This is a genomic window from Cohnella herbarum (assembly GCF_012849095.1).
Classification (GTDB): domain Bacteria; phylum Bacillota; class Bacilli; order Paenibacillales; family Paenibacillaceae; genus Cohnella; species Cohnella herbarum.
In genome coordinates this window covers 8,263,861-8,276,072 of record NZ_CP051680.1, presented here as the reverse complement: position 1 = coordinate 8,276,072, position 12,212 = coordinate 8,263,861, and the positions used below count along the sequence as shown (strand labels likewise).

General features: G+C 55.7%; 8 protein-coding genes. All 8 read right to left on the bottom strand.

Annotated elements, in window-relative coordinates; translation table 11 throughout:
* Positions 1–9: 9 nt before the first annotated feature.
* Positions 10–933 (bottom strand): carbohydrate ABC transporter permease, encoded by a 924-nt coding sequence (locus tag HH215_RS34720; RefSeq protein WP_169284086.1) that lies wholly within the window; start codon positions 931–933, stop codon positions 10–12.
* Positions 930–3,530, bottom strand: coding sequence for a DUF5696 domain-containing protein (locus HH215_RS34715; protein ID WP_169284085.1), 2,601 nt, complete (start codon positions 3,528–3,530; stop codon positions 930–932). The genes HH215_RS34720 and HH215_RS34715 overlap by 4 nt, the downstream gene beginning before the upstream one ends.
* Positions 3,531–3,544: 14 nt before the next feature.
* A complete protein-coding gene (locus HH215_RS34710) occupies positions 3,545–4,171 on the bottom strand; it encodes a Yip1 family protein (protein WP_169284084.1) in 627 nt (208 codons plus the stop codon).
* The gene (locus HH215_RS34705; RefSeq protein WP_169284083.1) at positions 4,155–5,624 is read right to left on the bottom strand and encodes an SMP-30/gluconolactonase/LRE family protein; all 1,470 of its coding nucleotides are present in this window, start codon (positions 5,622–5,624) and stop codon (positions 4,155–4,157) included. Before HH215_RS34705 ends, HH215_RS34710 begins: the two co-directional genes overlap by 17 nt.
* A gap of 11 nt (positions 5,625–5,635) precedes the next feature.
* Positions 5,636–6,442: a carbohydrate ABC transporter permease gene (locus HH215_RS34700; protein ID WP_254450641.1), complete on the bottom strand. Its 807-nt coding sequence runs from the start codon at positions 6,440–6,442 to the stop codon at positions 5,636–5,638.
* Positions 6,443–6,571: 129 nt separating this feature from the next.
* Complete coding sequence (locus HH215_RS34695; RefSeq protein WP_169284081.1) at positions 6,572–7,468, bottom strand: carbohydrate ABC transporter permease; 897 nt, start codon at positions 7,466–7,468, stop codon at positions 6,572–6,574.
* A gap of 11 nt (positions 7,469–7,479) precedes the next feature.
* Positions 7,480–10,398, bottom strand: coding sequence for an extracellular solute-binding protein (locus HH215_RS34690; protein WP_169284080.1), 2,919 nt, complete (start codon positions 10,396–10,398; stop codon positions 7,480–7,482).
* A gap of 120 nt (positions 10,399–10,518) precedes the next feature.
* Positions 10,519–11,910 (bottom strand): extracellular solute-binding protein, encoded by a 1,392-nt coding sequence (locus HH215_RS34685; protein WP_169284079.1) that lies wholly within the window; start codon positions 11,908–11,910, stop codon positions 10,519–10,521.
* Positions 11,911–12,212 lie beyond the last annotated feature (302 nt).

The following is a 12,212-nucleotide window of genomic DNA, read 5'->3' as shown; positions in this document are numbered from 1 at the left end:
CGCCCCTTCCTAATCGGAATAATAGACGCGCTTGGATACGATGTACGCGACGATCGCCAGCAGCAAGGCGACGATGATGAAGTACATCCACGACATCGCCGCGCTAAGACCGAAGTCAAGCGTCGAGAAAGCGGTCGTATACGCGAGCTGCGTCAGTTCGTTATCCGCGAAGCTATCTATTATCGTATAGATGACATTCGTTAGGATAAGCGGACTGACCATCGGGAACGTAATCTTCCAAAATATTTCGTAACCGGTCGCGCCTTCGATTTTCGATGCTTCGTACAAGGACGGCGAGATCGATTGAAGCCCTGCCAGGAAAATCAGGATTTGTACGCCGGACGAGCTGATGATGTCGTAAATCCGATCGACCGCGCCGGACAAGTAATTGATCATCGTCTCGTTTAACCCGGCATCGTGCAGGAGAAAGACAAGCTCGAAGCTTTGCAGCCCGCTGGTGCTAAGCCCGGTAATGTCCGAACTCAGATCCGAGCTGTAAGTCATCCCTTGCATAACCGAGGCGATGATACTCTCGTTCGATATCGCGTCGATGATGCCCGAAGCGAGTATAACCGGCAGGAAAAAAATCGCCCGGGCCAGCGAACGCCCGAAAAACTTCTGGTTGAGCAAGCTGGCTGCGAACAAACTGAAAAACAGAATGAGGGGGACGTTGACGGCCATGTCGACGACCGATTCGGTCAACACCCGGTTGTACTCGGCATGTTCCGTTAACGCGTACGCGAAATTGCGGAAACCGGTGAAATCGATCACGTAGCCGCCTTCCGGCAGCATGACCAGCTTGCCGAGACTGAACTGCAGCGAACGGAACAGCGGCACAAGGAACAGTAACGTAAAGCCGAACAACCAAGGGATGAGAAACAGCACTCCGGACCATTGCTTGCGCCGCTCGAACGAAAGGGGCTTCCATTTCATCGCGCTATCCCCCCTATCCGGTAACCTTTGGGTTCGATCGCCGCTCCGTCGGCCGTAAAGGTTGCGTCGTTATAATTGACGGTCACCGATCGGCTGTCGCCGTACGTCGTGCGATATACCCCGTCCGCAAGTTTCTCGTGACGCGTCATCGGCAAGCTCCTCACTTCTCCGAGGAACCCGGACACTTCCTTGTACAAACCGGCCGCTTCTTGCAGCCAATCGGAGTACAGGCTTGCATAGTACCCGTTGTATTCCGTATTCTTCAACCCGGACGGCGATTCGTACGACCATTGGAAGCTTGGATTTGCCCCCGTCTCCAGCAGCTTCAGCTTGTAATCGGACCAGTCGCCCTCCATCGATACGTTGCCGGGAGTACCGGCATAATCGGCGTACCCGTGCGCGATCATGGAATAGAAAGGCACGCTTTCGTCCGTCAATTGGAAACGGCTGCTCGTCAGCGGCACATTCACGGCGTTGCGAATATACGGCAGCGCATTGGCGTTGCCGCCCGACGCGAGCAAATCCGGGAATCGGCCGGCTAACTTCTCGACTTCGCCCGCTATCATATCGCCCGCCTCCTGCCGATCGACCATGTTCCTTTTGTTGTAATCGGCGTGCACTTGATTACCCAGGTCGGCCACCGACAATCCTTTTAATCCGTATTCGCCGTAATCGTCGGCGAAATTCGTTACGATGCTTGCCAAGCGGGTCGGCGTCGTGATGTAATAAGCCGTCTGATTAGCGCTGCTTCGCCACCCTATCGGCAAGTTGAACGGATATTTCTCGGCCGTCTGCTGCGTAATGAATTGAGACGCGTTCGGCATTTTCCCTAACCGGATGCCGCCGTCGTAGAAGCTCAGAAACGAGACGTCCGGATAGAAATCCACGTTCTCTTCCTTCAGGAAAGCGATCAACTTATTCAGTCCGCGTTTCCCGCCTAGCGCCTTGACCGGCTCGACCGACGATGGCAACTTCTGGTGCACGCCCCCGTTCATCCATCCGACGTAACGAAGTTTAATCGATTCTACACCGGCCTCCTTAAGCTCCCTGACGATCGTCTCCGCTTCGCCGAACGAAGTCATCGCGATCGTCTTGCGATACGGAATGCCGAGAAACGACGTTCGTTTCTTCACCGCGCCGATCAGTTCCACGAACATTGGAGCCTCTCGCGAAGGATCGGACGACAACGGTTCGCGCGATCCGTTCAGGTACCGACGATAAGCTTCCGCCATGCCCGAATAATTCGCCGCTTCGCCGCTAAGAAACAGGTAGCGGATTTCGACGTCCCCTTCGTGCATCCGCTTCGGGAAGACGGACATTAGGCTTTCGATGCCGTTGCCTTCGAGGCGGACGATATCCCTCGACAGCGTCGTAAAGCTGGCGCCGATATGATTGTAGGAGTGCGTCTTGCCGCTGATGTCGGCGACGACGCTTGCTATCGCATCGCCCTTCGAGATAATGCCAAGCATCGCCGCATGGCCTTGCGCCAAGCCGAACACCGGCAGTTGAGCGTTCTCTCCGATGACCCCGCGATTTTTCTCGTCGAGCGCCTCGTCCAGACCGTAGAGCGGCAATTCAAGCGCTTGCGTCGTCGTTTTCCCGTTATTTAGCCTGATCAGAGCGCCGGAACCGTCCGGTACGAACATGTACCCTTCCGCCTTCGTCCCGGCTGCCCCGAAGTAAGGCAATACGGCCAACTTGTTAAGCGGAAAATCATCGGAGTATTTCACGGATTGGAGAGGCACGGTCGCGACCAGAGCATCGCCGTCGAGCGAATAACGAATCGAAGCCTCGAAGCTCGCTTTCGGAGCAATGAGAATGCCGTTGTCCGCGTTGTCGCGATTGTAATCGTCCTCGGTGTAACCCGATGCGGTCAGCCAATCGAACATGTCGTTCCGCAAATCCCGCGTCAAGTTGCCCCACATCTCGTAATACCCCGCGTCTTTCACGAACCGATAGCTTTGCTTCACCGTAGCGCGTTGCTTCTCGTCCGCGATGGCCTGCAATATCTCTTCCTCGAACCGTTGCTTGCCGAATCGCTTCGGCGCGGCGAACGCCGCGGACAAATCCCCGACCTTGTAGCGGACCGTTACGGCGCCGTCCGCGACTTCGTACTCGAACTGGCTCTTGGCGATGCTGTCGGTGAAGTTGTCCATCGTACCGTCGCTGCCCGTCCGCGAGTAATACGAGAACAGCAGTTGAGCTCCGAGTCGCGCCTTATTAAGCGCTTCGGCCAACGGATCTTCGGCGCGATCGGACGGATTGGAGTACCACGTCTCGTCTGCCGCCAAATCCTGAACGGCGATTTCCGTCGTCGCCTTGTTGAAATACAACGCCAACCGTTCGGTTTGCGCTACGAGCTCCATCCCTTTGATCGGCGTCGGCTTAGCCAGCGCGCGGACTTCGCCCGCTTCCGCCCTAGCTTCCTCGCCTGTTCCAGCTTTCGGCTTAGCCGTGCTGCCATCCGATGCGCCCGTGGCAACCGCCGCGTCTGCCCGCAGCTCCGTCTTTGAGCCGTTCGCTTGCAAGGCGACGGGCACGGCGGCGATCGCAAGCGCCAGCGCGGCCGCAAGCGCAATCCATATCCCTTTTCTCATGCGCGCCCTCCCCCCTACGTGCGGAACACGAGTTCCTTGTATATCGTTTGCGCGAACCCGACGATCTGCTGGATCAGGCTGAAGAATAACAGGCCGATGAACAAAATGATTCCGCAAACGACGAGCGTCAACGCCATCGTGACGGCCGTTTTGCCCGGACTGTATTGATGCACGGTCATCATTCCGACATACATGAGCCAGACGAGCCATAGGATGGCGAGCGTATCCAGAAAGTAATAGAACGCTGCTTCCTGTTGCGTAATGATATTGCTCAGCAGCGTCTGCGCCAAATACAGCACGGCTACCGGGAACATCGCGTAACCGGTCGCCATCACGATTTCTCCGAACTTCCCTTCGCCGTCCATCAGCGTCGTCGTCGACCAATTGGCAATGCACCATAGGAAAAAGGGGACGATCACGTAGATCAACTGATTGATCGTATTGAGTTCGTCCACGACGTTGAAATTCACGATGTAACCGCTGAATTGCTGTTTGCACACCGTAACTAGCGCTAGTAAGAGCATTATGGACAGCGCCGTCCTCAGACTGCCGTAACTTTCGTATTTCATGTCCCAGAACCCTTTGAACGGACGAAAGACGAGGAACATCGTGAATTTGAATTGCTTACGAACGGTCGACATGGAATGCCTCCTTCCGAAGACGCGGCTTCAGCCATCTTCTCCACGCTTTCGGCCCTAGCCACAACAGCAGGAGCAGCGGAACGGCAACGGACATGACTGGGGCGAAATAGAGCCTTGCCAGCCGTTTGCGTTCCATCTGGAAAGCCTTGGAGTAATAATCCCTGTCGCTTCCGAGCTTAAAGTTACGCATCGCCGCCGAGTAATCTCCGTTGCGAAGCTGCGATTTGCCGATGCCAACGTAAGCAAGCTCATAGTTGGCGTTCAGCTTGAGCGTTTTCTCCCATTCGGCCTTCGCCTCGTCCATTCTGCCTTTGTACTGATAATCTACGGCCCGGTTAACGGCTGCGCCGAATAGCGTCGGCTTAAACACGGTAATATTGGCCCGCTCCCGATCAAGCACCAGTACCTTGTCTCCCATGTAATCGATCGCGACCGGGGTGCCAAAGTTGCCGACCTGCTGACCGCTCATCCCGAAAATATATAGCAGACGTCCGTCCTCGTCGTAAGTGAAGATCCGCCCCTTCGTCATATCGAGCGCGCTATACGAGCCGTTCAATCCGGAAGCGATATCGGCGAACATCGACTCGTCCCCGAAGAGATGGTTAAGGTCGCCGATCGGCGCTGAATCCACCGCTCTCAGTACGTTTAATCCGGTCGGGTTCAATCTTTGGATCGGAGCGGACGACTTCGTCTGCGTCGTCACGAATAGGAAACCGCTGTCGTCCATGTCGACGTTATTGAATTCCGTAGGCACGAATTGCACCATTTTATCCCGCTGCGCCTTTGTCGACAGCCGTTTCCAGACGAGGTCGATCGGATCGAACCTCACCTTGGGTGCACCCATGAACGTGGAAAATTGCCCGTCGGAATCGAATTCGATCAGCCCCTCGACAACGCCGCGGCCGACCGTGTACACGCGCTGCGCGCGATCGACGCCGACTTTGGCCGGAGCGAACTGGAAGTTGGCCGGCAAGATTTCCGACTTCGGCGAGTGAATCTCCTGCAGGAACCGACCCGCGCCGTCCAAATGCACGACCCGCTTGTTGTCCGTATCCGCGACGTAAATATGATTGTCCTCCGTAACGAACAGCCCTTGCGGATTGTTGAACCCGTCGTCCTTGTCCCCGTTGCGAAACGTCTTGATTTCCGTAAGCAATCGATACTGCTCGCTGAGCATCAGAATCCGGTTGTTGCCGGAATCCAGAAGGTAAATCCGATTATCCCTAACGAATAGATCGTTCGGATTGCGCAACGAACCCGTACCGAGCGCCGCGCCGTCGAGCATCCTCTCCGGCGTATAAGCATTCGGCGCCGCAAGCGGACGGTCGAGCGAAGAATAAGTGTATCCCGGATACGGATCCTTGGCCGTAGCCATGCCCGGCATAAAGAGCGCGCTCGCTAACAGGGAGGCGGTCGCTATCCGCGCCGCTTTGTTTCGTCGTAACGTCGTCACAGCCGCCCCTCCTATTCTTTCATTCCGGATGACGCCATCGTCTGAATGATTTTGTTCTGGGAGAAGATGAAGAACACGATCGGAACGCTCATCATGAGCAGCGATACGGCCGCCGCGGGACCGAGCCGGGCGATTCCCCCGAGCGCGATCTGGTGCGTGGCGTAGCTGAGCGTCTTCAGTTGCTCGCTATAGATGAAGTTGCCGCCTTCCGTCCCCCATAACGCCTGAAACTGCAAGATCGTCAGCGTGAGCCACGCCGGTTTGACGAGCGGCATAATGACTTGCCAGAATATCCGGTATTCGCTGGCTCCGTCGATTTTGGCCGCTTCCAGTAACGCGTCCGGAATCATCTCCATGAATTGCTTCATCAAGTAGAGACCGAGCGAAGCCGCGAACGACGGAACGATAATGGCCGCGTAATTGTCGATCCATCCGAGCCACGACATCGTGATGTAGTTCGGAATATCCCGTACTTGCGGCGCGAACATCAGCGATAGCACGATCATCGTGAAGATCGCGTTCCGTCCTCTGAATTGATGCTTGGCGAGCACGAACGCAGCCGCGGATGCGAAGATGACGTGTCCGATCGTGCCGGTCGCGGTAATGAACAACGTGTTGAACACGTAACGGGAGAACGGAACCCAGGAATTCGCCAGCAAAGTGAACAAATCGATGAAGTTCTCGATCGTCGGATTACGGACGAAAAACCGGGGCGGGAAAATAAAGATTTCGTCCAGCGGCTTGAACGCCTGATTGATCGCGAACACGAGCGGCATCGCCATGAACGCGGCAACGAGACCAAGCATCGCGAAGATCATGAGATCGCCCCATATGGAACGGCTCACTTTGCGCCGCCGCAACCGAAGAAATGACTTCCAGTTCGTTCTCGGAGCGCGAGGAAGCGGCACGGTGACGACGGTACGGTTACGTTCGATATCGCTCATCGGTCAATCCCCTATATTCCGCAGCAGTTTCTGAACCGCCAGGTTAATGGTTAACATGAGCACGAACAGCACGGTCGCGATGCTGGACGCGTATCCCATCTCGAAGCGGATGCTGCCGTAGTCCATCAAGTGCGTGACGATCGTATGCGCCGCGTAGTTGACGCTAGGGAACCCGGCCATCTGGGTAGCCACGTCGGCCATCGCGAACGAGCTCGTGATTTGCATGACGGCCCCGAACATCAGCATCGGACGCATCGCGGGCAGCGTAATGAACCACATTTCCTGCCAACGGTTGCGCACGCCATCGATCGCCCCTGCTTCGTATAGCGTTTTGTCGATATTTTGCAACCCGGCGATGAACGCAAGGAAGCTGACGCCGAGACTTAGCCATAGTTGTACGAGTATGATGACCGGCATGATGTACTTCTCGGTCGTCAGCCAGAGGATCGGTTCGTAGATGAAGCCGTTCTTCATCAGGAAGCCGTTGATGTAGCCGTAGGCATCGCCGCTGAACATCAGCTGCCACATGAAATAGATGTTGCCCGAGATCGAAGGCGCGTAGAAAAGGAGCGTCATCACCGAGCGCACCTTCGGCGACATCTCGTTGATCATCCAGGCGAACACGAAACAGGCAACGTAGCTGATCGGTCCGGTGATGACCGCGAAGATGAACGTGTTCTTGAGCGCGATGATGAATACTTCGTCTTCAAGGAACAATCTTTCGTAGTTATGCCATCCGACCCAGCGCGGGAACTCCAACAAATTGAAGTACGTGAAGCTGAGCGACATCGACATGAGAACCGGCACGACCGTGAACAGAACGAACATCAACAAATAAGGGGCGAGCAGCAAGTACGAGTGTTTGTTGCGTTTAAGGCTCGTGGACAGTCGCTCGATCATCTTTCGCCCCCCTATTCCGGCAATTTGAATTCCCGACGTTTGGTCGCGATTTCATCGTTAATGAATTGAATATAGTCGTACAGCGTCTCCCGAGCGTTCGTGTTCTCGGCTACCGATTTGCGGAAAGCGTTGTCGAGATGACGTCCGGTGAAGTAGCTGCCCGGCACTTCCGGCACGCCTTGCACCCATTTCCATTGCTCTTGCAAATTACGCAAATCTTTGACCGGCCAAGGCAATTCGGCGAGCGCCTCGACGTTGGCCGTCGGATACCTCGCGGCCGCTCCCATCAGCCCTTCCATTTCCCTGCCGAAACGGACTTGCGTCTCCGTGTCCGTCCACCATTTCATGAAGGCCCAACCGTTATCTTTATTTTTCGCCGTCTGCAGCATAAGCACCGCGGAGCCGCCGCCGGGTTCGTCGCGGCGAATGACGCCGCCTTCCGTCGGAGTGCCGGGTATCGGAGCGAAGCCCCATAACCCGCGCAGTTCGGGCGCGGACACCGACAGATGATTGTACAAGGAATAGTCGGCGATTCCGATCGGCATTTCCCCTGTCCGGAATCGGTTCGGGAAATCGAAGATGAGCGGCAGCTTGTAACTCGTATAAAATTCCACCCATCGCTTAAACGACTGCATCGACGCTTCCGAATCGAGCTCTACGCCTTTGCCGTCATCCGCGTACAACCGTCCTCCCGCTTGCAACAGCATGGACATGAAAGTCGTATTGGGGGGCATCGACGGCATCCTGGCGAAGTCTTGCTCCAGCGGGAACGCGAATTGCATATTGTGCTTTTGCAGCTCGGGAATAAGCGAGAACAGGTCGTTCCAGCTCTGCGGCACTTCCAGCCCCATCTCGGCCAGCACGTCCTTGCGGTAGAACAGCATCGCGAAAGTTTGCGTCTCCGGCAACGCGTATAGCTTGTTCCGATAGCGGAACGGTACAAGCGCGCTGTCGTAAAATCGTTTGGTCGTTTCCTCGTAATCGGGGAATACGGTAAGATCCTGAGCCGCTCCGCGCATCGCGAAGTTGACCGGCGTCTCCGCTCCGACGTTCATCGCCACGTCCGGGCCTTGACCCGCCAACGTCGCCGGCAATAGCACGCCCATGTTGACGAGCTTCAAATCGATCTCGATTCCGGTTTGCGGCGTGAACGAATCGTCGATCATTTGCTTGATGACCTGCGCTTGGTCGCGCCCGCTGCCGATCCACACCGTTGCCCGCTTCCCGCTATCCGTCGTGCTGCCGATAGAGTTGTAATCTTCGAAGAACGAATAGAAGAACGCTCCGATCTCATGGCCCATTTTTTTGAGCCCGGACGCTTCCGCTTTCGGCAATTTCGCATCCGCGCCGGCCAGCAACAAGTAGTCGATGTCGAGCGGTTGCTCGCGTACCGTCAAGATCCAAGTACCGAGAGCGCCCATATTGTCGCGGAACGCCACCAGTCGTTTCTGGATCGTTTCCGGCCGCTTCGCCAAATCTTCCAATTGATACATCGACTTATAGAGCGGCGCTACCCGATCGCTTCGCTCGCCCGTAAGCCGCTCTAACGTACGACCGACGTATTCGAGCACTTCGCTCTGCTCCCGCAACCGTTCTTGCAGCCGAGGAATTTGCCGATCCAAGTGATAGTCCCGGTTAACGTCCGGCGCCGTCCCCGTAATTTTCACGATTTGCCTGTATACGTTGTTCAGCTCGAGCACCGAATTCTCCACTTGTCGGATAAGCGGCGCGATGTCGCCTAGCGATACTTGGAGCCTAATCGTATGTGTTCCTTTGCTCAACCGAAATAGATAGGGCTCCTTCTCTTCGCCGGCCTCGAACATTCGCCAACTGCGCTTGAACATAAATTGCAATTGTTCCGCTTCCTTGAACGGCACTGCGCCGTCGATCGTCAGCTTTCTCGTGGCATACATCCCGCGCAGCGCGTTCTGCCTGCTCTTGAACGCAATCCGGTACAGCCCGTCTTCCGGCGCTTCGACTTCCCATTCGATCCATTGGCCGGGCAAGCGCCAATTGTTGCCGCCGATCATGTTCATGCGGATTTTCGATACGTCGTACGGCTCGGATGCCGGACTCGTCCGGTCGTTGAGCGGATAGAGCGTCGGATCGGACTTGGCGGATGCCGCTTCGCCTTGCGTCTTAAAGACGATGCCGCCTTGCGCGGGTTTCCACCCCTCCGCCTCGTTCGTTTGCGCGACTTCATCGTAAGTGCGAGGCTGTTCATATCGAAAGAGCTTTAATTGACGAATCAACATCGGTTCGCGCAGCGATTCGAACGTGAGCGAGTGACTTCCCGCCGTCAAATAAAAGGAGAGCGGTTCGGGATAGTAACCCTGCGAATCCAGCGCGTCGGCCGTTAACCAGCGAGGTTTCTCCACTTGCCGGGCGCGAATATCGTTGCCGCGCGGATCGCGTTTCGTTCCCTCCGATTCGTTGCCCCATATCCGCGAGAAAATAATGCTGTCGGCTTCCAAGTACGGCAGTTTCCCGTCAATCAGCACCCGACGTTCTATCCCCGCGCTCTTGCCTTCGATCGGATAATAGAGCAATTGCAGATTGTAGAGACCGGTAGACGATACGTCGACGTTCCACGTCACGGAGCCTTCTTCGTCCGTCCATAACGATGCTCCGGGCTGCCCTTCGTAGTCGTTCAGGATTCGAGTCTGCATTCCCTTCGCCTCGGCGTACTTATCCGCTTGCAAGACAATTTCCGCATTCGGACGCGAAACATCGGAATGCTGCGCCATGAACGCTCCGTAGCTGCCCTCGCGAATGCTAGCCGGAGGCGGCTCCGCGATCTCGGATGCGGCCAACGCTCTGTTGCCGTACCCGTCCGAGGCAGCTCCCGGAAGCGCGACCGCCAGCGCCGTTAACGCGAGCAATGCCCGCGCATAGGTTGTTCTTTCCCGGATCCAGCCTATTCCTCGCATTTCCCGACACCCCGCTTCCCATGCCTTCCTTCCATTCTCGACCGGAATGGACGCTAAGGGGCAGTGCCGCATGCGGGTAGATTAACCCGCCCGCGATACGGCCCCTTATTCGTATTGCGTTTACTTCCCGTCGAATTTAGCTTGCAATTGAGGTCCGTAGGTTTGCGCGGCTTGCGCCGCGGTCATTTCGCCGCTTGCCAGCTTGTTGCCGATCTCATCGATTAGGCCGCCGTGCAGGCCGGCGAAGAAGTCGAAGTTCGTCGGTCCGTTAGCCAGTTTCTCCGCGACCGCGATATCGTCTTCGTGCGCGTATTGCGCTTTATCGTATTCGCTATGTCCTTCCGGGACTTCCCAGATTTGAAGCTCTTTCCAAATCTTCAAGACGATTTCCGGATCTTTGACGCCCTTCGCCATGAAGAACGCGTTCACTTGCCTTGCCGGGTTAACGTACTCCGTTTGGCCTGGACCGAGCGGCATCGGTAGGAAGCCGTATCCGTCGCCCATCTCCGATGCTTTAATCGTGCCGCCGTACCAGGAGAAGCTCGGAAGCAACGCGATTTTGCCTTTCGGGAATTCGCCCATGAACTCCCAACCGCCGGGACGAACGACTTTATCCTCGTTGAACAGTCGGTAAATATAATCCATCGCTTCGATCGACTTCGGATCGTCAAGCATCTGCTTGCCCGTGGTCTTATCCATGATTTGACCGCCGTTCGCGAGAATCATGAACCATAGCCAGTCGCCCGCATACGTCATGGAACCCCATTGGTCGGGAGTGCCGTCGCCGTCCTCGTCCTTCGTCAGTTGGACCGCCAGCTCGCGGAATTTGTCCCAAGTCCATTCTTTCGTATCGATCCATGTATGAGGATCCGGTAAGCCGTTATCGGCGAACAACTTCCGATTGTAGTAAACTCCGATTTTGTCCACGGCGGCGTTCGTGCCGAACGCGTACGTTTTGTCGTCGTGGCCGGCGACGTTGTAGAACGCGTCGCGCGGGATGACTTGATTTTCTTCCGCCGGCGGCAGCACGTCGATATCTTCCAGCGCAAGGAACATCCCTTGCTTCGTCAGACTCGGCACCGCGCCAGGGCTGCCCATGTAGAACATATCCGCCACGGGATTGCCGTTCGTGATCGAAGTGATCATCTTGTCTTTGTACTCTTCGTTGGATAACGTGACGTACTCGATCTTGACGTTGTACTTCTCTTCGACCGCTTTCTGCTTTTCGACTTTGATGACGCCTTCCGGCGTTTCTTCGTTAGGCGTCATATCCCAGTTCGCGGCCATCTTGATGACCCGGCCGCCCAAGTCCGCTTTGTCTTCGGTAGGCTGCGCGCTTTCGCTTGGAGACGAAGCCGGCGACGGAGAAGGATCCGCTGGTTGAGACGATGCCGGCGGACTGCTGGCATTGCCGTTCTTATTGCCGCCGCTGCAGGCGGATACCAACATCATCACGAGAATGAAACTGAACAGCAACGCGGAGCTTTTCTTGATCTTTGCCGATCGAATCACATACATTCCCCCAAATCCATGATAGGTAATCGCTGCCTCTCGTCGCTGCAACACCTGGTTTAGGAAGCGCTTACTTATAAAATTATCATGGAAAAACGGCCTTGTATTTAGACGAAATCAATACTTTGGTTTCCAAATTAAGCATTTTCAAGTTTGTTTGAGTCTAATCTCCCTATTCGCTCACGCACGAGACTCATGGCTTGTACAGACCATTCCGCGAAAAGAAACAATCCCTATCGGTGTTGCTATTCATGTGCCGAGATCGGTTCACGGTTCGAATTAATTGAAAAACGATCTGCCGG